Here is a 21,538-nt window from a genome sequence, read left to right on the forward strand (position 1 = left end):
TTTTCCAAATAAGGGTCAGTAATTTAGACCATAAGTAATTCAGCCACAATAGAGTCGCTAATAAAGTAATAGCTGGGTGGAATTTTAAGGATGTTGTTTTCCATTACCATTTTACCCGACGCAGTAAAGGGTATGATTTTTTTGCGAAGACGGTTATATATTTCAGGTGAGAATCCATTCGCAACCTCTTCAAGGTTTACACCCCACATAGTCCGTAGGCGGGTAATGAGTAGCTCATTAAAGCGGGTAACCTCACCGATTGCTTCCATGTTTTTGGGAAAATTGGCTGAGTCAACTTCCTTTTCCCAACCGGTAATGGACGATGGATTCCACCATCGCATTGACCTGTTGAATGAGTGTGCCGATGGGCCTAAACCAAGGTATTCTTCGCCCAACCAGTAACCGCTGTTGTGTTTTGAGATATAGCCCGGTTTTGCCAGGTTCGATATTTCGTAGTGAATGAAACCATAATTTTTGGACATCTCACATAGCAAATCGAACTGGGCCTTGCTCAGCTCTTCATCAAGGGGAATTACAGTTCCCTTGGCTACCCTTCGGGTAAGCGGGGTTCCCTCCTCGTAGGTAAGGTGGTAGCACGATAGGTGCTGAATATCTAACCCAAATGCTACATTTAACGAGTGTTCCCAACTTTTCAACGTTGAATGGGGTAGCCCATAAATTAAATCGATGCTGATGTTTGCAATACCCGCTTTCCTAAATATACGAATAGCCTCAACTGCTTTATCAACATCGTGTCGTCGGCCAAGAAAAATCAACTCATCATTGTTAAACGATTGAATGCCAATGCTTACCCTGTTAACACCAATTGCTTGGTATTGCTCAGCCAGCTCAAGGGTAACATCGTCGGGGTTTACCTCAATGGTAATTTCTGCATTGGGGTCAACTCCAAAAAAATCACCTAAACCGGAAATAATTCTCTTGATATTGCCAGTAGGCAATAGCGATGGTGTACCACCTCCAAAGTAAATGGTTTTTACTATTCTATCAGCTATTAAAGGGTTCCTGAGGCTGAGCTCTTTAAGCACAAAATCGGTAAAATGGTTATCCATTTTAGCTTCGCCCACCGAGTAAAAGTCGCAGTAGCTGCATTTTTTCCTACAAAACGGAACATGTATGTAAATTCCTGCCATGGTATCCGATTGCTTAAGCAAAGCTAAATGATTGTACTTAAAACATAAAAACACTTTATCTTTGCAAAGGTAATGATTAGCTGGGATGATTTAAGTGGAATTCAGTATTCAGAAATCGAAACGTTGTATTTTTAGAGAATCTTGAATCTGTTACAAATATGAGTAAACCTACACTTGCCATTGCGTCGGATCATGCGGGATATTCAACCAAAGAGGAGCTTAAGAAATATCTTGCTGAGCTGGGGTATAATGTTTGGGATTTTGGAACACACAGCGACGATAGCGTTGATTACCCTGATTTTGCTCATCCGTTGGCAACTGCCATTGAAAAGGGCGATTACCAGCTAGGAATATTGCTTTGTGGCAGTGGTAACGGGGTATCAATTACAGCCAATAAGCACCAGGGGGTACGGTCGGCATTGTGCTGGTTACCGGAAATTGCTACTCTTGCCCGCCAGCATAACGATGCTAATGTTTGTGCCATTCCTGCCCGCTTTGTTAGCGTTAGTGAGGCCAAACAAATAGTAAAGGCTTTTCTTGACGCCAAGTTCGAGGGTGGCCGTCATACCCGTAGGGTTGAGAAAATTCCTGTGAAATAGAATACCATCAATGAATTAAACATTAAAACTATTAGCAATGGACAGCAGTAAACCTATAACTTCGTTTATTGAGAAGCACTACCTGCACTTTAACTCAGCAACCCTGGTTGATGCAGCAAAGGCATACAAAGCCCACATTGAGAGCGGCAAGAAGATGATGATTACCCTGGCCGGTGCCATGAGTACCGCTGAGCTTGGTATCAGCTTAGCCGAAATGATACGCCAGGATAAGGTTCAGATCATTTCGTGTACCGGTGCTAACCTTGAGGAGGATTTAATGAACCTGGTTGCCCACAACCACTACAAGCGCGTACCGCACTATCGCGATCTTACCCCACAGCAGGAGTGGGAGTTGCTTCAAAGCGGCCTGAACCGCGTTACCGATACCTGTATTCCTGAGGAGGAAGCATTCCGCAGGCTACAGTCGCACCTATTCGATGTTTGGAAAGAGGCACAGGATAAAGGTGAACGTTACTTCCCTCACGAGTATATGTACAAAATGCTAAAGAGCGGTGTGCTAGAGCAGTACTACCAGATTGACCCAAAGAATTCCTGGGTGATAGCCGCAGCTGAAAAGAATTTACCTATCGTAGTTCCGGGTTGGGAGGACTCAACCATGGGTAACATTTTTGCCTCATACTGCATTACCGGTGAGCTAAAGCCTTCAATTGTAAAATCGGGTATTGAGTATATGATGTTCCTTGCCGACTGGTACACCAACAATGCCGGTAATAAGGGAGTAGGTTTCTTCCAGATAGGCGGAGGTATCGCCGGCGATTTCCCAATTTGTGTGGTTCCCATGCTACATCAGGATCTTGAACGTACCGGAGTTCCTTTCTGGAGCTACTTCTGCCAAATCAGCGACTCAACCACCAGCTATGGCTCTTACTCGGGTGCAGTACCCAATGAGAAAATTACCTGGGGAAAACTCAATATCGATACCCCAAAGTTTATCATTGAGTCCGATGCCACCATTGTGGCACCACTCATTTTTGCCTACGTGCTGGGTTGGTAACAGAAAGCATCTTTCAAATTCATACTTATTGGCCAGGGACAATCCTTGGCCTATTTTTTTGGCTCGTTGGAATAAAATTTGTTAACTTACGTTGAATTAAAAAATAATTTATGAAACGAATAGCAGGTATTTTAATGTTAGTGCTACAGGTTTTACCTTATACCATTTCAGCACAAAAAGCCGTTGAGGTTAATTCAAATATCACCGATGTGGCTGTTTACCTCGATGCCGCCTCAGTAACCCGTAAGGCACAGGTTAACCTTCCTGAAGGGCGAACAAAAATTAGCTTCACAAGCCTTTCCCCTTACATCGATTTTAAAACAATTATTGTTAAAACCCCCGATGGTGTGTCAATTGAAGGCGTAAACCATTCAAATAACTTTATAGGAAAAAAGGAGAGGAATGAGGAGATTGAGATTCTAAATAAAAAGTTAAAGGAACTCGAGGCACAAAGAAAATCAATAAATACAAGTATAGCTGTAGTTAACGAGGAGATAAGTTTTTTGAATGAAAACAAAACCATTAGCGGTAAAAATGAGGCTGTTCCGGTACAAATACTCAAGGATGCATCAGCTTACTATGGGACGAGGTTAAAGGAGCTACGTTTCAAGAGCCTCGAACTAAATGACCAGCTGAGTGAGGTAGAAATAAAAATTGATGAAGTAAATCGGCAGATTTCAACAATAAGTTCCAAACCTGTACTACCCACTGGTACAATTGATGTATTGCTTGAAACGGAAAGCATTAGGAATGGTGTACCCATTGAGGTAAGCTACCTTGTAAAAAATGCTGGTTGGTTACCCCGTTACGATATAAGGGCAAATGCCCTTAACCAACCGTTAAGTTTGGTTTACAAGGCCAATATTAGGCAGGAAACTTCCGAGAACTGGAAAAACGTAAATCTGAAATTATCCAATGCCGAGCCCAATGTATCGGGTGTGGCCCCAAAACTTAAAACCTATGTGCTGAACTATGGGGTACAACCCCCACGGTACACAAAAACAAATAGCAGGGTAGAGGGGTTTGTTCGCGATCCCGACGGTATGCCAATTCCTGGGGTTACCATAGTTGTTCCTGGAACTACCATTGGAACCGTTACCAATGCCGAAGGTTTTTACACTATCAATATCCCAACCGATTCCAGAACTTTAACCTACAGCTTTGTGGGATATAAAACCCAAACATTACCCGTAAACTCTGGCCGAATTGATGTTACTCTTGAACCCGATGAGGTTAGATTGGAAGAGGTTGTTGTAACTGCTCTTGGTGTATCATATGCGGATACTGAACAACCTGCATACAGAAAGTCGCAACCTAAACCCAAGGTAACCGCAGCTGCTGTAAGCGAAATGGGAGTTATTGAAAAGCCAACCAACGTTGAATTTGAGGTTAGTAAACCATTCACGTTAGCTTCGGAAAATAAGTCGCAGGAGGTAAAATTACTTACCTACGAGGTTCCAGCATTTTACAGGTACTATTCAGTACCCAAAGTTGAAAAGGGTGCATACCTATCGGCATATATACCCAGTTGGGAAATGTATAACCTGCTCGATGCTGAGGCAAACGTTTACTTTGAAAACACCTACATTGGTTCAACGCTTATTGACACGCGCTCAGCGCTTGATACCCTTGCAATATCGTTAGGAGTTGATAAATCTATAGCCGTTAAGCGCGAAAAAATAAAAGATTTTACTCAAAAGCAGCTGATTGGTACCTACAAGGAGGAGACCCGGAGCTGGAAAATAACTGTAAAAAATAATAAGAATCAGGATATACAGATAACAGTGCTCGATCAGGTTCCCATATCGACCAACGAGGAAATTAAAGTAACTGTTGTTGAGCAAAGCAATGCATTGGTTAATCCCGAAACAGGAGAGGTGAAATGGGATTTAACAGTACCGGCAGGGCAGTTTAAGGAACTCATTTTAACCTACAAGGTTAAGTTTCCGAAAAATAGAAACTTGTATGTGGAGTAACAAAAACATGAATATTTAAACACCCATGGTTAAATGCGATAACCATGGGTGTTATCTTTTTTTTATACCATAAAATATTTATGCTGTCAAATATCAACCCAATTGGCTTTTTTAAAATGAAAAGGTATCTTTATGTAATACTCTTATTTTTTTCATTCACCTATGTAGGAGCACAAGAGGTCAATGATACTTGTAGGTTGCGTCCTTTATCAAGTATCTACCTAAGCATACTTGGTGATGCTTCAATGGTTTCACTAAGTTATGAGCGGTTTTATTCCATAAAACCGAATTTGCATTTTTCTGCAAAACTTGGTGCTGGCTACAACGAGGAGTTTAATATATGTATCTATTCTCCATGTCCGGAACCGCATAAATCACAACTATCCCTCACCATGTAACATGCAATATAGGATTTTCAAAACATTTTTTTGAGGTAGGTTTGGGTGGTACTGTAATCATGGGAAAAACAACTCAACCCTACATTTTGTATCCCATTTTGGGTTACAGGTTCCAATCCTTAAAGAAGAAGTTAAATTTTAAAATTTTTGTAGAGTATCCTTTTTCAGGAGCTGAAACCGATGATATACTGTTTGTTCCAGTGGGTGTAAGTATCGGTGAAACCTATTAGCTAGATTTTGATTCAAAAAATAAATTGAGATAATAGGTGGATTTCTATTTAAAAATCAGATTTTTTAAATAGATGACTTGCAGTTTTTAAAAATATAACTTTCATGACAATATTTTTCGATTTTACACTATCCAAGAAAAAAATAGGTTTCCCGAGTTTGGTTCAATTTTCAGCAGTGAATAAATGATACAATAGAATAGCTTTAATAAAGCTATTCCTTAGCCCTGATTTTTATGCCCATAACCAGAACATCGTCAACCTGTGTGTTGCTGCCCTTCCAGTCGTGAAATTTCTTTTCAAGAATTTCTTTCTGTTCAGTAAGCGGTTTTGAGCTTATTTGGCTAAGCAGGTTGTAAAACCTTTTCTTGGAAAACTTTTGCTGTTCAGTTCCTCCGAATTGATCCTTATAGCCATCGGAAAATAGATAAAATATATCATTATCCTGAACACTTATGGAGTGATTGGTAAACGGTTTCTCTTCCTTGTAGGCTACTCCAACTGGCATTTTATCGGCATTAAACTCAAAGATCTGGTTATTTCTACTTAGCAAAAGGTTATTGTTTGCGCCGGCATACTCAACAATGCCTTGACGGGTGTGGAAAATACAAAGCTGTAAATCGAACCCATCGCGGGGGCCAGAGTCAAAGCTGGTTTGCTTAAGTGCCTCCTTGGTTTTGTTTCGCATGGTGTTTAAAAAGTCTGCAGCGTTACCGCTGAAGTTATAGCAGATTTCATTCATTAGCGATATTCCTAACATACTCATAAAAGCTCCTGGCACCCCATGACCGGTAGCATCGGCAGCAGCAAAGAATACCATGTCGTTTTGGTAGTATGTCCAGTAAAAATCACCGGAAACAATATCCTTGGGGATGTAAAGTATGAAGTAATCGGCAAAAAACTCCTTGAGCTGACTCTCAACAGGCAAAACTGCTTTCTGAATGTTTCGGGCATAGTTAATGCTCTGGATAATCTGATTTTTTTGAATTTCAATCATTTCCTTTTGGGCTACAACCCTTTCATTTTGTCTGATTAATTCATCGAGGCGGTTCTGGTATAGCCCAATTATGTATTGTCGCCACGAGGGGTACTTAACAAACCATGTGTTTGACAACTCCTTGGGAACCGGAATTATTTTTGATTTTTGCTTTGCCTTGGCATAGGTTATTGCCGGAGTATCAATCATAGCCGATGTAAACGAAACAATACAGGCTACTCCCGGTTTAACCTCATACAAATCGGCTTCATGTCCTTCGCTGTCGCGTGCAAAAACACGAACCGACCCTTCAACGCCCAAAGGTATATGCGATGCAACATTCCCGTGCATGGGTATCTCCATGCCAGCATCAATTTCCATTACCGGCAACTGCTTAAGCTCGTTAACCAATGCCTCCTCAAATTCCGGGTAAAGGGCTTTTATTTCCATGGCGCATTTTTTTATGTAAGTTATTAATTTATTAGGGAATAACGAGTTTTTTAGCCTGATATTTACTCCTTAGCATTTGCAAACTTCATTAGCATCTTAATTTCCTCAGCCCAGCGCGACTCATCGGGTGTTTCAAGGATAATTGGGATTCCATTAAAGCGTGGGTCGGTCATAATGAGCCGGAAAGGCTCAATTCCCAAAAGGCCATCGCCAATGTTCTCATGGCGATCTACACGGCTGCCTAGCCCTTTTTTGGTGTCGTTAAGGTGAATGCCCTTAAGGAATTTAAAACCAATCACCCTATCGAAATGGCTAAAGGTTTTGGCAAAAGCTTCGGGTGTCGATATATCGTATCCGGCCGTAAAGGCATGGCATGTGTCAATACAAACTCCAACACGCGATTGGTCGTTAACGTGGTCGATAATAAACCTTATTTGCTCAAAGGTGTAGCCAAGGTTACTTCCCTGCCCCGACGTGTTTTCAATTATCGCCGTTACTCCTTGTGTGCGCTCCAAAGCCATATTAATTGATTCGGCAATGAGCAAAAGGCTCTCCTCTTCTGAAATTTTATTCAAATGGCTACCCGGATGAAAGTTAAGCCTATCGAGGCCAAGCTGCTGGCAACGCACCATTTCATCGAGAAATGCATTGCGCGATTTTTCTAGCGCATCGCTATCGGGGTTACCAAGGTTAATAAGGTAACTATCGTGTGGTAGAATTTGTGAGGGTGTGTAGCCATACTTCTCACGGTTTGCTTTAAAAGTATCAATGCTTTTCTGGGTGAGTGGCGGTGCTTCCCATTGGCGTTGGTTCTTTGTAAAAAGTGCAAACGCTGTGGCTCCTATAATATGGGCATTTACGGGGGCGTTCTCAACCCCACCTGCCGCACTTACATGGGCTCCAATAAACTTCATGACAGTAATGTTGAAATGGTTCATCAATTTGCGTAAATTTACTCAATAAACAAAGACTTTGAGTTTGCGTTCACTATCTTTGTAAAAATTGAATTTTATATACATGGATAGCTTAACAGGGAAATGGACATTTTCTGAGGAGTTTGAGTGCGGTACCGATAAGGGTTTTGCCTTTCTGGAGCAAAAAGGTGATCTTATTGTTGGATACCTGGAGTACGAAGAGTGTATTGAGGATGAAGAGCCATTCATGGTAAGGCAAATTGTTGAGGGTAACGTTCATGGTCACACTATTGTTCTAAAAGGCGTGGAAGTGATGCACCCCGATGGGACTCCCATTCTGAATTACAATCTCGATGTGCTTGAGGGTACTTACACCCATGAAAAAAAGATTGTGGGTCACAGCTACGATTCCGAGGATGTTTGCGGGGTATTTGTGATGACAAGAGTAGTTGGAGAAGAATTGTAAACGTTGGGGAAAGGAATATTTTTAACATTTAACCTAAAACCCCATAAATCGCATCAACACCACGAACCTTAAACCTTTAACTTTTAACTTTTAACTTGTAAACTTACCCATATGCCAAAAATCCGTTTAACCAAAGAGTTTCGGTTTGAGATGGCCCATGCCCTTGAGGGCTACGACGGCCTTTGCCGACACATGCACGGTCATTCCTACATACTTGCGGTTACCGTTATTGGTGAGCCTATCGATAAACAAGGGCACCCAAAGCTGGGTATGGTTATGGATTTTGGCGACCTAAAACGCATAGTTAACCCCCTAATTGTTGATAGGTTTGACCATGCTGTGGCCGTAATGGCCAATACACCAACGCATGCAAAGCTTAGGGAGGCCGGTTTCAATCGTATTGAGGCCTTGCCATTCCAACCCACCTGTGAGAATATGATTCAATACTTTGCTGAAATTATAAAGGCTAATCTTCCGGTTAATGTAACACTACATCACCTAAAACTTAACGAGACTGCCACATCGTATGCCGAATGGTATGCAACCGACAACCTGTAACTGTTTACCAAAACCATGAAAAAACGCCTGCTATTGCTCGATGCTTATGCCCTAATTTACAGGGCATACTATGCCTTTATCAATCGCCCAATGCGTAACAGCAAGGGAATGAACACATCGGCTATTTACGGTTTTATCAGGGCCACACTCGATGCTATCAAAAAGTTTAACCCTACCCATGTGGCGGTAGCATTCGATGTATCGGGAAAAACCTTCAGGAACGATATTTACCCCGATTACAAAGCCCAGCGCGATGAAACGCCTGAGGATATTAGGGCATCGGTTCCTGTTATTAAAAACCTTTTAAACGCACTTAACATTCCAATTATTGAAAAGGAGGGCTTTGAGGCCGACGATGTTATTGGCACACTTGCCACAAAGGCAAACCCCAAGGAGTTTGAGGTGATAATGATGACTCCCGATAAAGACTACGGTCAACTTTTAAGCGAGAACATTATTATTGCCAAGCCTGGTAGGAGTGGAAACGAGATGGAGATTGTTACTGCAGAGCAATTCTGTAAGGATTACGATATCCAAGATCCAAAGCAATTTATCGATATTCTTGCCCTTTGGGGCGATGCCTCCGATAATATCAAGGGTGTTAACAAGGTGGGTGAGAAAACCGCTGCTAAGCTAATTTCCCAGTTTGGGAGCATCGATAACCTACTTCAAAATCTCGATAAGCTTAGCCTGGCACAAAGGGAGAACTTTGAGGCTGCACTTAACATTATTCCGCTTAACCGTAAGCTGGTAAGTATTGTTACCAATATCGACCTCAACGTTGATATTGAAAACGACCTTGCCGTGAAATCGCCAAAAACCCATGAGCTAGTGCCAATACTGGAGGATCTGGAGTTTAGGTCGATGCTCAAGGAGTTTACTGCAACGCCAAAAGCGGAAAAGCCACAGTACGTCCAGGGCTCGCTGTTCGATATGCCTGCAGCCGAAACACCAAAGCCAGCCATTAACCTCAAAACCATTAACGATTTTGAGGTTGATTACCGCATTGCGCAAACCCCAGAGGAACGTAGAATTTTGATTAAAGAACTGCAAAATTCCAGTGAGTTTGCATTCGATACCGAGACAACTGGGCTTGACCCAATATCGGCTGAGCTGGTTGGCTTATCGTTTGCCATTTCGCCGCGTAAGGCTTGGTGGGTTCCCGTACCATCGGATCAAAACCAGGCAAAAGAGGTGGTTAAGGAGTTTGCCAATGTATTTGGTACCGAAACCATTGCCAAGGTAGGACAGAACATTAAGTTCGATATGCAGGTGCTGCTAAGCTATGGAATTGAAATTAAGGGACACCTTTACGATACCATGCTTGCCCATTACCTGTTAGAACCCGATTCGCGCCATAATCTCGATTACCTTTCCGAAATCTACCTGAGCTACAAGCCTATTAGCATTGAGGAACTTATTGGGAAGAAGGGTTCCAAGCAGGGTAGCATGCGAAACGTTGAGGCTTCACTAATTACCCGATATGCCTGCGAGGATGCCGATTTAGCTTTGCAGCTCAAGCATGTACTGTTCTATAAGCTCGAGGAGCAGGGCTTAACCAATCTGTATTTTGCCCTTGAAGCACCGCTAGTTGAGGTGCTTACTTACATGGAGCGCAATGGTGTATCGCTCGACACCAAAAGCTTAAAGGATTACGGGGAGATTCTCTCAGCGCAGCTGGTTGAGCTCGAAAGCGTGATACGCCAAATGGCCGGAGTGCCTGATTTGAATATCTCATCGCCCAAACAGCTTGGCGAGGTTCTATTTGAAAAGCTTAAGATATCGTCCGATGCCAAGCTTACCAAAACCAAGCAGTACTCAACCAACGAGGAGGAACTCCAGAAGTATATCGATGCCCATCCTATTGTTACCAAAATATTGGAGTTTAGAGGCATAAAGAAATTGCTTTCAACCTATATCGAAACCCTACCCACGCTGGTAAATCCAAAAACTGGGAAAATACACACTTCGTTCAATCAAGCGGTGGCTTCAACCGGAAGGTTAAGCTCTAACAATCCTAACCTACAAAATATTCCCATACGCGATGAGAACGGGCGGGAGATTCGGAAGGCTTTTATTCCATCGCCAGGCGATTACCTGCTACTATCAGCCGACTACTCCCAAATAGAGTTGCGCCTTATGGCGCATATGAGTGCCGACCCCGCCATGCTCGAGGCTTTTGAAAAAGGGCAGGATATTCACGCTGCAACCGCAGCAAAAATATTCAGGATACCCCTGAATGAGGTTACTGCAGACCAACGCCGGAAGGCAAAAACAGCCAACTTTGGAATGATATACGGCATATCAGCGTTTGGCTTATCGCAGCGGTTAGGTATTTCAAGAACCGAAGCAAAGGAGCTGATTGATGGCTACTTCACAACCTACAAGGGAGTGAAGGAGTACATGGAAAAATGCGTATCGCAGGCTCGTGAGCGGGGATGGGTTGAAACCATTTTTGGACGTAAGCGCTACCTGCCCGATATCAACTCAAACAACCAGGTGGTTCGTGGGCTTGCTGAGCGGAACGCAATTAATGCTCCCATTCAGGGCTCGGCCGCCGATATCATCAAAATGGCGATGATTAGAATTCACGACGAGTTCAAGAGTGGCAAGCTAAAGTCCAAAATGATAATTCAGGTACACGACGAGTTGGTATTCGATGTTTACCGCCCAGAGCTAGATGAGGTAAAAGCAATTGTAAAGAAATGCATGGAGGGTGCAGCCACACTAAGCGTTCCGCTGGAGGTGGAGATTGGTACTGGCAGCAACTGGCTTGAGGCGCACTAGTCTTGCTTGTCGGCCCAGGGCGAGGGATTAATGGACTCGTCAACCACATATTCGCCATAGCGTTCAGCTATTAGGCTTAGGAGTGAGTAAACCTCATCGGGGTTAAGTGTGGTTAGTAGTTTTAGCCTGATATCCTTGAAGTGTGGTAATCCTTTAAAGTATGAACCAAAATGCCTTCGCATTTCGAGCATTCCGGTTTTGGCTCCTTTAACCTGCAGCGAACGCTCAAAGTGCAAGCGGGCAATTTCAACCTTTTCAGCGGTAGAGAGGGGTTTCATAAGCTCACCGGTTTTAAGGTAATGCTTCACCTCAGCAAAAATCCATGGACGACCATAGGTGGCGCGCCCAATCATAATTCCATCAACCCCGTAACGGGTAAACATCTCCTTGGCCTTAATTGGACTATCAATATCGCCGTTGCCTATAACGGGAATGTGCATCCGAGGATTACTCTTAACCTCACCAATGAGTGTCCAATCGGCTTTGCCGGTGTAAAGTTGAGCGCGGGTGCGGCCATGAATGGTAATGGCCTTTATCCCAACATCCTGAAGGCGTTCAGCAATTTCAACAATATTTTTCGATTGGTCGTCCCAACCCAAGCGGGTTTTAACTGTAACTGGCAAATGGGTAGCCTCCACAATTCGGCGAGTCATCTCAACCATTTTGGGAACATCGCGCATCATACCTGAGCCTGCGCCGCGGTTGGCAATCTTTTTAACCGGGCATCCAAAGTTTATGTCAATAACATCGGGGTTTGCCTCGGTAGCAACCCGGGCAGCCTCAACCATGCTCTCAATTATATGGCCGTAAAGCTGAATGCCAATGGGTCGTTCGTAATCGTAAATGGTTAGTTTTGCTACGCTGCTCCCAGCATCGCGGATAAGCCCATCGGCATTAATAAACTCAGTATACATCATATCGGCACCAAAGTGTTTGCACATATAACGGAACGATGGGTCGGTTACATCCTCCATGGGAGCCAGTAACACTGGTTTATCGCCTAAATCAATATTCCCTATTTTCATCCATTTGATTTTGCCATGCAAAAATATCAAAAGAAAACTGTTAAAGGCTTTGTTGAAAGCTGATATGAATTACTTTTGTAAAAATTTTTTAGTTTATGGAATATGGGTCTTTTGAATCAAAATCATTTATTGGAAAGATGGTGATTTTTGGAGCAATCATTTTTGTTAGCTCCACGTTTTTTTCGTTAATTGGAATATTGCTTCTAGGCTTAATGTATGGTGCATCGGGAGTGCAGGTTGTTTTAGGAAACAACCTAACTAATTTAAATGCTCTAAAGCTAATACAAATTCTACAAACCACAGGAATTTTTATTATACCAGCCATTCTATCGGCCTTTCTTTTTTCCAAAAAACCATGGAGTTACCTATGCTTTGAAAAGGTGAAATTCCAAACAATACTCAAAACATTTATTATAGTACTTATCTCGCTTCCGGCCATAAACCTTTTGGCATCTATCAACCAGCTGATTCCCATGAGCGACTGGATGGTAGAGATGGAAAGGAAGGCAGAGGCTATTACAAAGGCCTTTCTGTTAACCGGTAGTATTTGGGCTTACCTGGTTAATATATTGATGATTGCCATCCTCCCCGCAGTAGGTGAGGAACTCATTTTCCGGGGAATCCTTCAGCGGAGGCTAGTTGAGTATACGCGCTCGCGATGGGTTGGTATTTTGCTTGCGGCTGCGCTGTTTAGCGCTATACACATGCAGTTTCAAGGTTTTATACCCCGTTTTGCGCTGGGCGTTGCATTTGGTTACCTGCTTGAGGTTACAGGTAGTATATGGGTTCCCATAGCTGCGCATTTCTTTAACAATGCCATTGCCGCCACAGGTTATATGCTTATGGGTATGGGTGCGGCCGATAAGAGAATTGAAAATATTGGTGGTATATATGACCTTTGGATACTTGGGCTTGTTAGCCTGATAGCAACTTCGCTGCTTATAGCAAGCATTAAAAGGGAGTTTGAACGGGAAAGCGAACTAAAACAGACGGGGGATAGCGTTATCGAGTAGCGATAACCCCTTTATCTCGTTTTTTCTATAAACGTAAACTAAACCGTAAGCGGTTGCCTTTTCCCTGCGTTCCTCATCCGAGAGGTCTTTGAAGTGTTCCTCCACTTCGTTCCAGATGGTTAGGATTATTTCATCGGCTTTTTTACGGAGTTCATTCAGCTCATTAAGCATGCGCTGGGTATTGTGTTGGAGCACTTTTTGGTAGTTATAGGCTTCAAGAAACTGGTCGTAGCGCACCTTAACAACAGCAATAGTGGGGTTGGTAATTGGTGTCATCCCTTTACGGGTGCGTGCCATTTCACCCTCAATTATCTTTTTGCCCCATTCTATAAGGTCTTTTTCAGTATTGAGTGAGGGTAGTTTTGACTCATCAATATCCATACCGTAATGTTCTCGTACTGCAGGCTGTAGTTCACCCCGGGCAATGGCCATGTTTACTACCTGAATAAAATGCGAAAGATACAACCTAGCCTTTTTTACCAGTTGCTGGTAATCCTTACTTCGTTCAACCTGAGTATCGTATGCAGCTTTATAGTGCGCTATAGCCTTTTCGAATGAGTTTATGAATAGTTCAACCTTTGAAAATGTTGCCTGCGAAAAGGCTAATTCCTGTGGGTGGGTATTTTTACCCATTTTATAAGCAGCTTTAAGCGCGCGAAGGCGAGCGCTATCGGTGTTGGGTAATCGGCGGTAGGGCATGGCACTAACAATTTTGTTTTGCACTGAACGATAAAAGCTTATCACTTGCGAATATAATCTAAGAAATGAAAAAATCAACTCTATTCGCTAAAAAAAATTAAGGGAATTTAGCTAAAAATAAGCAACTTACTCTGGAAGGCCTATTTTATGGGCTTTTTTAATTATATTTTTCTACATGAAAAATTTCTTACGAAAACGTCAAGTGATTTTTTAATTGACGAATTCCTCTCAAAAAGTTTCCGCTTTCCCATTCTAATAGCCCGGTTGAATTTGTCAATTCAAGACAATTTGAATAAAGTATTGACAAAAACAAAGTATTGATTTAACTTGCTCAAAAGTTTCGATACTGTCCCAAAAAGGATGAATAAAAAATACATTGCGATTTTATTCAGGTTACTGGTTTATGCGCTAATGCTTCAAGCATGTAAAATTGCCTATGTACCAAATACCTTCAACAGCCCTTTGCTCCGAAATAAGGGTGATGCTCAGTTCAATGTTTGGGGTGGTTCATCTGGCCTGGAGGCTCAAGCTGCAGCTGCAGTAACCGATAATATTGGACTGATGGTTAATGGACAATTTCAACAGGATAAAAAGGTTGAGAACGATATTGAGGTTACTGAAAAGTGGAAGTTAGTTGAAGGAGCCATTGGCTACACCGAACGTTTTAGCGACATGGGTATATTTGAAATCTATGCGGGAGGAGGTGTTGGACAAGTTCCTGCCAAGTTCAGGAATATTACCTGGGACGGGCCACCCGATATTACCTTTAACCGATGGTTCATACAACCCGCTTTGGGTTTCTGTAACGACTGGCTCGATTTCAGCGTGGTAAACCGACTGTCGTTGGTTGACATTAGTCCACAAAAAAACTGGTTCTATGAACCTGGAATTGTGGGTAAGATTGGTTACAAGCGTATTAGACTTGTGGGATGTTTTGGTTTTTCATTCCCGCTCCGTGGCCACGATAAACGGTACTGGGATAATCAATTTGTAACCATTTCGGTTGGGTTGCATGTAAACTTCGGGAAGCGAATCCTTGAGGACTAGCCCATTTTCTCTAAAAGCGTTTCAATAACTTTAGGGTAATGCTCCCATTCAAGCTCATGTATCCTTTGAGCTAGGGTTTCGGGTGTATCGTTGGGTAAAACCGAGCAGCGTGCCTGAAATATTATATCACCCTCATCGTAGTGTTCATTTACATAATGAATGGTTATCCCCGATTCCGTTTCCCCTGCTGCAATAACTGCCTTATGAACCCTATCTCCATACATGCCCTTACCACCATACTTAGGGAGTAGAGCTGGATGTATATTCACAATACGATTGTTGAAGTGCCGAACCATTTCAACGGGAACCATTTTCAGGAATCCGGCCAAAACAATAAAATCAATTTTTTGCTCAATTAGCTTACTCAACACACTCCCATTCCTGAGCTCATCCATGGTAAAAAGAAAAGTTGGTATCCCTAAACGCTTAGCCCTTTCCAGAACAAACGCATTAGGGTTTTCGGTGGCTATTAGAGTAATTTTAAGCTTTGGATTGGACAAAAAGTGTTTGGCAATATTCTCGGCGTTGGATCCTGATCCCGATGCAAAAATGGCTATGTTGAACATAATCAGGCAGATAAGGTTTAAATTTAAACGACTGTCAAAAAAAAATTGTTAACAAGCGTCAAAAATATGAACAAAAAAATTACTTTTGCCACGTTTTTACCATCTGATTTGTTTTCAGGTGAAAATAAGTTTTTCTTTGTGATTTGAAAACTCAATTTACTAACTAAATTTTAAAACTATGTCAGACATTGCAACTAGAGTTAAGTCGATCATTGTTGACAAGCTTGGAGTAGATGAGAACGAAGTAACTCCTGAAGCTAGCTTTACCAACGATCTTGGTGCCGATTCACTTGACACCGTTGAGCTGATTATGGAATTCGAAAAGGAATTCAACCTTTCTATTCCCGATGAGGAAGCTGAAAAGATCAGCACCGTTGGTGATGCTATCAAGTACATTGAACAGCACAGCAAGTAATTAACTATTAACCGGCAAGGCAAATTTTGGTTTTTAAACTAAAACACTTTTTTATATGGAAATGAAACGTGTTGTTGTTACTGGTGTTGGAACCATTAACCCCTTAGGGAATAACATTCAGGAATACTGGACTAATCTTGAGAATGGAGTTAGTGGTTGTGAACTCATTACAAGTTTCGACACGTCGAAATTCAAAACCAAATTTGCCTGCATGGTAAAGAATTTTGACCCGAATAACTACTTCGATCGCAAGGAGGTTAAAAAGCTTGATCCTTATACACAGTTCGGGCTGGTGGCAGTAGAAGAAGCCATGAAGGATTCAGGCATTAACCCCGAGGCCATTGACCTCGATATGGCCGGAGTAATTTGGGCATCGGGTATAGGGGGTTTACAAACCCTTACCGAGGAAATGAGAGGCTATTTCGGTGGTGATGGAACACCCCGATTTAGCCCCTTTTTCATTCCTAGGATGATTGCCGACATAGCAGCCGGGCATATCTCCATGAAGTACGGTTTCCGTGGACCAAACTTCTCAACCGTATCGGCCTGCGCATCGGCTACCAACGGTATTATTTGTGCTCTCGATGTAATCCGAACCGGGAAAGCTAACGTTGTTGTAACCGGAGGTTCTGAGGCCTCAGTTAACGAAGTTGGCGTTGCTGGATTTAATGCGCTTCAGGCACTATCAACCCGTAATGATGAGTACAAGTCTGCTTCACGCCCATTTGATGCAACACGCGATGGTTTTGTTATGGGTGAAGGAGCTGGAGCTCTGATACTCGAAGAGTACGAACATGCTAAAGCCCGTGGGGCTAAAATTTACTGTGAGCTGGTAGGCGGCGGCATGTCGGCCGATGCATACCACCTGACAGCACCTCACCCCGAGGGGCTTGGAGCCCGTAAGGTTATGGAAAATGCCTTACGCGATGCTGGCATGAAACCTGAGGATATCGATTACATTAACGTTCATGGTACAGCCACTCCACTTGGCGATGTTGCTGAAACAAAAGCCATTATCCAAGTTTTTGGTGAGCATGCCTACAAGCTAAATATCAGCTCAACAAAATCGATGACCGGTCACCTGCTTGGCGCTGCCGGTGCCATTGAGGCTCTTGCTGCAGTTATGGCCGTTTATAAAGATGTGGTACCACCAACCATCAACCTAAAAGAGGTTGATCCTGAAATTGACAGCAAGCTTAACCTAACGCCAAATGTTGCGCAAAAGCGAGTTGTTCGTGCTGCTTTAAGTAACACCTTTGGTTTTGGTGGACACAACGCATCCATCATCGTAAAAAAGATGTAGTTTTTCATCGTGTTAAAATTCTTAAGTAAACCCATACGTCGGTTACGCTTAACGGCCGCCGATAAAGAATTTTATCAGAATCTTAAAAAAATTTTGGGGTTTGCCCCCGATAATCTTGATGTTTACAAGCTGGCGCTGGTTCACAGGTCAGCTTCGCTTATTATATCGCCTGGTCAAAAGGTTGATAATGAAAGGCTGGAATACCTTGGCGATGCCATCCTCGATGCCATTGTGGCCGACTACCTATTTGCTGAATTCCCCAATAGCGACGAGGGTTTCCTTACTAAAATGCGGGCAAAGATTGTTAGCCGCAACAATATGAACCAGCTTGCAATCAGTATTGGGCTACCTGACGTGGTCAAGGTAAATAATGGTGCCCTTAACCACCAAAAGTATATTTACGGTAATGCCCTGGAAGCCATAGTTGGCGCCATGTTTATCGATAAGGGATTTAAGTTTACCAGCGATGTGGTGGTAAACAACTTCCTACGGCACCATATCAACCTTGAAGAGCTGGAAAGCATTGAATACGATTACAAGAGCCGAATTCTGGAAATTGCGCAAAAGCTGCACATTAAGGTTGCCTTTGATACTCACGATTACGGCGATAATAAGCAAAAACCACAGTTTGAGGCAATACTCATCTGGAATGGGAAGGAGATTGGCCGTGGCTTAGGCCAATCGAAAAAGGAAGCAGAACAGAAAGCCTCAATGCAAGGAATTGAATTAGCTGAGGGTGAATTACAAAGCGAAAAACAAAAGGAAGAAACACCGAACGAAGATCCCAGCAACGAACTAATTTAAACCATTTGGCGCACACCGCTCAGCAAAAGGTTTTGCTTACTCCCTAAAAATTCTAACCTGGTTTCCTTTTCCTAGGGCAATAATCGACGATGGTTTTCCAGTAGATTCGGAGTCGAACGTTTCGGGAACAACAAAATTGACCGATGAAATTAATTCTTGTGAAATTTCGTTGAAGTTTTTTGGAAATGGGTTTCCACTGTAGTTGGCCGAGGTTGATACTATTGGGCGGCCAAACCTTGAAATAAGCTGCTGGCAGAATTTGCTCCGGGTAACACGGATGGCAATAGTCCCTTTTTCCCCGTAAACCGATGGGGCAAGGTTTTTGCCCTTATCAAATACAATGGTTAGCGGTTTATCGGATAATTCAATTAGATCCCAGGCCATTTCGGGGATATCGACAACATATGAAGGGATTCGGGCTGGCAAATCGACTAAAATAATAAAACCCCTACTATCGTTGCGCTTTTTTAATGCCATCAGTTTGGCAACCGCCTCCTCGTTGGTGGCATCGCAGCCAAGACCCCATATGGTATCGGTGGGGTAAAGGATAATGCCACCCAAGCGTAAAATTTTAATTGTTTCGTCTATTATTGTCTTGTCTTCCATCTTACAGTTTGACTAATCCATTTTTACAGATAAATTCGTTTCTTTTTTGCTTTTCAAGCATCATTCTGATATTTTCTTCCTGATTGCTCCAATTCTCTTTATGATACAGGTGATATTGCACGGAAACATTTCGCACCGATTTTAATTTATAGCCAGCTTTTGCAAAGCGCCAGGTAAGATCGATATCCTCACCTATGGCTGGTCGGGTATAATCCTCATCAAAGCCGTTTATTGCATATATGGCACTTTTGGGGAACGACATGTTACAGCCTTTAAGCTGATGCATGGTTCTAAGGCGAGGAATTAACCCCATTGCTCCATTTGGGTTAATAAAAAAACCCTCCTCAATGAAACGTGCACCGTTTTTCCTTATGGTAAAGTAGTTTGAAAGTAAATAGGCGTTCATTCGATCTGCCGATAATTTACCTTCATAGATGAGTTTTGATGAGTAAGCATCAAGTTTAACCCTTTTGCCAGCCAGTATAGCCTTTTCATCAGCCCACTTAATATGGAATTCCATAAATCGGGGGTGAAGCACGCAATCCTCATCAATAAAAACTAGGTAGTCAGTATTGGATGCTGCAATGGCTCTGTTTAAGGCAAGGTTCTTGCGCCAGCCAATATCCGGTTGAGTGAGGTGGTAAAGCGGAACTGGTGATTTAAGTTGTTCCACAAAAGCCTTAACATGTTCATGCTCGGCATCTTCGGAAATAATAATCTCAAAACGCATATCGCTTTGAGCAAATACTGAGTTCAATACAACTTTTAGGAACTCGGTATTTTTATAGGTTGAAATTATTAGTGAGGCTAATAATTCTTTTTTCACAGCTGTATGTATTTATCAATACCGTTTGATGTCCACTTCAACTTTTTCCGCTTTACTTCCTTTCTGATACGATAATTCTTATCCCAAGTGCTTTTTGTGCGGTACGGACGAGGATGATCCAGATGGACACAAATTGCGCTATATCGGATTTGCTTTCCTTTAATACCATAATTCATTAACCTCTCGCCTAACTCGCGGTCAAGCCCGCCATACTGCATATCCTCATTATAACCGTTTACTGAAATAATATCATCTTTCCAACCGCTTACATTGTGCCCATTCCAGGTTGGCCTAGTTGTTGTAATGGCGTTTAATATCTTTTGTATAAATGGGTTTTGGGTTAGCTTTAAAAATTTATAGGTAAACGGTTGTCCGTTTTTCATGAGCCACGATGAAATGAAAGGTGCCCCCTCTTGAATATCGGTATAAGAAATATTTGCGGAAACCGATTTTACTAATTTCAGATAACCCCCGCTAAGAAACTTTCCTCGCCTAGCATTGCTAATGTGAACTTCAACAAAATCGCGACGGGGTATGCAATCACCATCGGTAAAAATTAAATAATCGGAATTTGTTTTTAGAATTGCCTTGTTGAGTATCTGGCATTTCTGAAATCCGTTGTCGGGATGCCACACATGTATAATGTTTAGCAAACCTCTACTTTTAAACTCATCAACAACCTGTTTGGTTTCATCGCCCGAACCATCGTCGGCTATCAAAACCTCAAACCGCTTTTCGGTTTGGTGCTCAAACCCCCATAAGGTTTTCCTTAGCCATTCAGGTTGGTTATAGGTGGTTATTATAACCGAGGTCAATGGCTTGTTGCCTACCGGCATATTTAAAAGGTTTAAAAATGGGAAGGGTTGCCTTTTACGATTTATTTTGTAAAGTTTACGAAGCTTAGCGTATTTTAAAAAGCAATGTTTAGCCAAAAGGCTGCTAATGACTAAACCGTTAAAACCAGATAAGAACCCCCGACGGAAAAAATATGAGTGGATGAATCGCCATGAAGTATGAAAAAGAATTTTAAAATAACCAGCCTTAACTCCCATTTTATAGTACTCCTTCGCCGAAATGGTTGAGTATAGGTTTACTTCGTTGATATGCTCCTCGTACGACTGGTAACGCCAGTGAAGCAGATGACCCTTTAGGGTAGCAACCGTAGCCCCGTGAGCCATTTTCACCACTTCGTGTATATTAGCTCCATGCCATTTACCCTTTCGCCTATCGAATAATCTAATTCGTTTTTCAGGATAATAATCGGTGTGTAATATCCATTTACCACAGTAATTATTGAGGCGGAAAAACCTGTAGCCATCGAACTTCCAGTTATTTTTAACATCAAGCACCTCCTTTTCCAGTTCCACCGACAGGGCCTCGTCGGCATCGAGAGCAAGGATGTAATCGTAGATGGCTTGCGATATGGCGTAATTCTTCTGATCCCGAAAACCTTCAAACTCATGTTGAATAAAACGAACTCCCAACTCCTTGCAAATTTGCTCGGTTTTATCGGTCGAGAAACTATCAACCACCAAAATCTCATCGGCAACACGTTGAACCGAGCGAATACAACGCTCAATATTATTTTCCTCGTTGAGGGTTATAATAACCGCAGAAATCTTTACCATTACGTAGATTAATTATTCTATGATTCTTGGCAAAGGTATGATTTTTTGCTTGTTTACTACAATCAAAAAGACCCGACTTACGCCGGGTC

The 21,538-nt window shown here is 42.4% G+C and carries 21 protein-coding genes; 12 read left to right on the top strand and 9 right to left on the bottom strand.

Features of this window, described 5'->3' with window-relative positions; genetic code table 11:
• Window positions 1–23: 23 nt before the first annotated feature.
• Window positions 24–1,151 (bottom strand): radical SAM family heme chaperone HemW, encoded by a 1,128-nt coding sequence (hemW, locus tag AB6811_RS12760; protein WP_369490899.1) that lies wholly within the window; start codon window positions 1,149–1,151, stop codon window positions 24–26.
• A 158-nt stretch (window positions 1,152–1,309) separates the two neighbouring features.
• Between hemW and rpiB the strand changes: the two genes are divergently transcribed.
• The 4 genes from rpiB to AB6811_RS12780 all read left to right on the top strand — a co-directional run bounded on the left by rpiB (window position 1,310) and on the right by AB6811_RS12780 (window position 5,369).
• Entirely contained in the window at window positions 1,310–1,750 is a 441-nt protein-coding gene (gene rpiB / locus AB6811_RS12765; RefSeq protein ID WP_369490900.1) for a ribose 5-phosphate isomerase B, read from the top strand.
• 37 nt (window positions 1,751–1,787) lie between these two features.
• A complete protein-coding gene (locus tag AB6811_RS12770) occupies window positions 1,788–2,765 on the top strand; it encodes a deoxyhypusine synthase family protein (protein ID WP_369490901.1) in 978 nt (325 codons plus the stop codon).
• 110 nt (window positions 2,766–2,875) lie between these two features.
• Entirely contained in the window at window positions 2,876–4,741 is a 1,866-nt protein-coding gene (locus AB6811_RS12775; protein WP_369490902.1) for a mucoidy inhibitor MuiA family protein, read from the top strand.
• 457 nt (window positions 4,742–5,198) lie between these two features.
• The gene (locus AB6811_RS12780) at window positions 5,199–5,369 is read left to right on the top strand and encodes a hypothetical protein (RefSeq protein ID WP_369490904.1); all 171 of its coding nucleotides are present in this window, start codon (window positions 5,199–5,201) and stop codon (window positions 5,367–5,369) included.
• Window positions 5,370–5,580: 211 nt separating this feature from the next.
• Here AB6811_RS12780 and AB6811_RS12785 read toward each other — a convergent pair whose 3' ends face one another.
• Complete coding sequence (locus AB6811_RS12785; protein WP_369490906.1) at window positions 5,581–6,792, bottom strand: PP2C family protein-serine/threonine phosphatase; 1,212 nt, start codon at window positions 6,790–6,792, stop codon at window positions 5,581–5,583.
• Window positions 6,793–6,854: 62 nt separating this feature from the next.
• The gene (gene nfo, locus AB6811_RS12790; protein ID WP_369490907.1) at window positions 6,855–7,706 is read right to left on the bottom strand and encodes a deoxyribonuclease IV; all 852 of its coding nucleotides are present in this window, start codon (window positions 7,704–7,706) and stop codon (window positions 6,855–6,857) included.
• A gap of 103 nt (window positions 7,707–7,809) precedes the next feature.
• On the opposite strand from nfo, the gene AB6811_RS12795 reads away from it, so the two are divergent.
• The 3 genes from AB6811_RS12795 (at window position 7,810) to polA (ending at window position 11,517) form a co-directional block, all read left to right on the top strand.
• Window positions 7,810–8,172, top strand: a complete 363-nt coding sequence (locus AB6811_RS12795) for a hypothetical protein (protein ID WP_369490910.1) — start codon at window positions 7,810–7,812, stop codon at window positions 8,170–8,172.
• A gap of 111 nt (window positions 8,173–8,283) precedes the next feature.
• The gene (locus tag AB6811_RS12800) at window positions 8,284–8,730 is read left to right on the top strand and encodes a 6-pyruvoyl trahydropterin synthase family protein (protein WP_369490912.1); all 447 of its coding nucleotides are present in this window, start codon (window positions 8,284–8,286) and stop codon (window positions 8,728–8,730) included.
• A 15-nt stretch (window positions 8,731–8,745) separates the two neighbouring features.
• A complete protein-coding gene (gene polA / locus AB6811_RS12805; protein ID WP_369490913.1) occupies window positions 8,746–11,517 on the top strand; it encodes a DNA polymerase I in 2,772 nt (923 codons plus the stop codon).
• Here polA and dusB read toward each other — a convergent pair.
• The gene (gene dusB, locus AB6811_RS12810; RefSeq protein ID WP_369490914.1) at window positions 11,514–12,542 is read right to left on the bottom strand and encodes a tRNA dihydrouridine synthase DusB; all 1,029 of its coding nucleotides are present in this window, start codon (window positions 12,540–12,542) and stop codon (window positions 11,514–11,516) included. The genes polA and dusB overlap by 4 nt on opposite strands.
• Window positions 12,543–12,637: 95 nt before the next feature.
• On the opposite strand from dusB, the gene AB6811_RS12815 reads away from it, so the two are divergent.
• Window positions 12,638–13,555, top strand: coding sequence for a CPBP family intramembrane glutamic endopeptidase (locus tag AB6811_RS12815; RefSeq protein ID WP_369490915.1), 918 nt, complete (start codon window positions 12,638–12,640; stop codon window positions 13,553–13,555).
• Here the strand turns inward: AB6811_RS12815 and AB6811_RS12820 are convergent.
• The gene (locus AB6811_RS12820; protein WP_369490916.1) at window positions 13,523–14,278 is read right to left on the bottom strand and encodes a hypothetical protein; all 756 of its coding nucleotides are present in this window, start codon (window positions 14,276–14,278) and stop codon (window positions 13,523–13,525) included. The genes AB6811_RS12815 and AB6811_RS12820 overlap by 33 nt on opposite strands.
• Window positions 14,279–14,614: 336 nt before the next feature.
• On the opposite strand from AB6811_RS12820, the gene AB6811_RS12825 reads away from it, so the two are divergent.
• Window positions 14,615–15,301, top strand: coding sequence for a hypothetical protein (locus AB6811_RS12825; RefSeq protein ID WP_369490917.1), 687 nt, complete (start codon window positions 14,615–14,617; stop codon window positions 15,299–15,301).
• Here the strand turns inward: AB6811_RS12825 and purN are convergent.
• A complete protein-coding gene (gene purN, locus AB6811_RS12830; protein ID WP_439655723.1) occupies window positions 15,298–15,867 on the bottom strand; it encodes a phosphoribosylglycinamide formyltransferase in 570 nt (189 codons plus the stop codon). The genes AB6811_RS12825 and purN overlap by 4 nt on opposite strands.
• 178 nt (window positions 15,868–16,045) lie before the next feature.
• On the opposite strand from purN, the gene AB6811_RS12835 reads away from it, so the two are divergent.
• From AB6811_RS12835 to rnc, 3 genes are read left to right on the top strand one after another with little or no spacing between them, the layout of a single operon-like run.
• Window positions 16,046–16,282 carry an acyl carrier protein gene (locus AB6811_RS12835; protein WP_369490920.1) on the top strand — a complete coding sequence of 79 codons (237 nt, stop codon included), beginning with the start codon at window positions 16,046–16,048 and terminating at the stop codon, window positions 16,280–16,282.
• Between the two features lie 55 nt (window positions 16,283–16,337).
• The gene (fabF, locus tag AB6811_RS12840) at window positions 16,338–17,585 is read left to right on the top strand and encodes a beta-ketoacyl-ACP synthase II (protein ID WP_369490921.1); all 1,248 of its coding nucleotides are present in this window, start codon (window positions 16,338–16,340) and stop codon (window positions 17,583–17,585) included.
• Window positions 17,586–17,594: 9 nt separating this feature from the next.
• Window positions 17,595–18,389 carry a ribonuclease III gene (gene rnc / locus AB6811_RS12845; RefSeq protein ID WP_369490922.1) on the top strand — a complete coding sequence of 265 codons (795 nt, stop codon included), beginning with the start codon at window positions 17,595–17,597 and terminating at the stop codon, window positions 18,387–18,389.
• 36 nt (window positions 18,390–18,425) lie between these two features.
• On the opposite strand, the gene AB6811_RS12850 is transcribed toward rnc, so the two are convergent.
• From AB6811_RS12850 to AB6811_RS12860, 3 genes are read right to left on the bottom strand one after another with little or no spacing between them, the layout of a single operon-like run.
• Window positions 18,426–18,995: an L-threonylcarbamoyladenylate synthase gene (locus AB6811_RS12850; protein WP_369490923.1), complete on the bottom strand. Its 570-nt coding sequence runs from the start codon at window positions 18,993–18,995 to the stop codon at window positions 18,426–18,428.
• A gap of 1 nt (window position 18,996) precedes the next feature.
• On the bottom strand, window positions 18,997–19,821 hold the full coding sequence (locus AB6811_RS12855) for a glycosyltransferase (RefSeq protein WP_369490924.1): 825 nt from the start codon (window positions 19,819–19,821) through the stop codon (window positions 18,997–18,999).
• Window positions 19,818–21,449 carry a glycosyltransferase family 2 protein gene (locus AB6811_RS12860; RefSeq protein WP_369490925.1) on the bottom strand — a complete coding sequence of 544 codons (1,632 nt, stop codon included), beginning with the start codon at window positions 21,447–21,449 and terminating at the stop codon, window positions 19,818–19,820. Before AB6811_RS12860 ends, AB6811_RS12855 begins: the two co-directional genes overlap by 4 nt.
• Window positions 21,450–21,538 lie beyond the last annotated feature (89 nt).

Source organism: Tenuifilum sp. 4138str, from assembly GCF_041102575.1.
GTDB lineage: Bacteria > Bacteroidota > Bacteroidia > Bacteroidales > Tenuifilaceae > Tenuifilum > Tenuifilum osseticum.

Coding starts and splice junctions, on each gene's coding strand:
- AB6811_RS12785 (WP_369490906.1), bottom strand. CDS start 6,792: ATGGAAATAAAAGCCCTTTACCCGGAATTTGAGGAGGCATTGGTTAAC.
- dusB (WP_369490914.1), bottom strand. CDS start 12,542: ATGAAAATAGGGAATATTGATTTAGGCGATAAACCAGTGTTACTGGCT.
- nfo (WP_369490907.1), bottom strand. CDS start 7,706: ATGAAGTTTATTGGAGCCCATGTAAGTGCGGCAGGTGGGGTTGAGAAC.
- AB6811_RS12815 (WP_369490915.1), top strand. CDS start 12,638: ATGGAATATGGGTCTTTTGAATCAAAATCATTTATTGGAAAGATGGTG.
- AB6811_RS12800 (WP_369490912.1), top strand. CDS start 8,284: ATGCCAAAAATCCGTTTAACCAAAGAGTTTCGGTTTGAGATGGCCCAT.
- fabF (WP_369490921.1), top strand. CDS start 16,338: ATGGAAATGAAACGTGTTGTTGTTACTGGTGTTGGAACCATTAACCCC.
- AB6811_RS12825 (WP_369490917.1), top strand. CDS start 14,615: ATGAATAAAAAATACATTGCGATTTTATTCAGGTTACTGGTTTATGCG.
- AB6811_RS12795 (WP_369490910.1), top strand. CDS start 7,810: ATGGATAGCTTAACAGGGAAATGGACATTTTCTGAGGAGTTTGAGTGC.
- purN (WP_439655723.1), bottom strand. CDS start 15,867: ATGTTCAACATAGCCATTTTTGCATCGGGATCAGGATCCAACGCCGAG.
- AB6811_RS12860 (WP_369490925.1), bottom strand. CDS start 21,449: ATGGTAAAGATTTCTGCGGTTATTATAACCCTCAACGAGGAAAATAAT.
- AB6811_RS12835 (WP_369490920.1), top strand. CDS start 16,046: ATGTCAGACATTGCAACTAGAGTTAAGTCGATCATTGTTGACAAGCTT.
- AB6811_RS12780 (WP_369490904.1), top strand. CDS start 5,199: ATGGGAAAAACAACTCAACCCTACATTTTGTATCCCATTTTGGGTTAC.
- AB6811_RS12775 (WP_369490902.1), top strand. CDS start 2,876: ATGAAACGAATAGCAGGTATTTTAATGTTAGTGCTACAGGTTTTACCT.
- AB6811_RS12770 (WP_369490901.1), top strand. CDS start 1,788: ATGGACAGCAGTAAACCTATAACTTCGTTTATTGAGAAGCACTACCTG.
- AB6811_RS12850 (WP_369490923.1), bottom strand. CDS start 18,995: ATGGAAGACAAGACAATAATAGACGAAACAATTAAAATTTTACGCTTG.
- hemW (WP_369490899.1), bottom strand. CDS start 1,151: ATGGCAGGAATTTACATACATGTTCCGTTTTGTAGGAAAAAATGCAGC.
- rpiB (WP_369490900.1), top strand. CDS start 1,310: ATGAGTAAACCTACACTTGCCATTGCGTCGGATCATGCGGGATATTCA.
- polA (WP_369490913.1), top strand. CDS start 8,746: ATGAAAAAACGCCTGCTATTGCTCGATGCTTATGCCCTAATTTACAGG.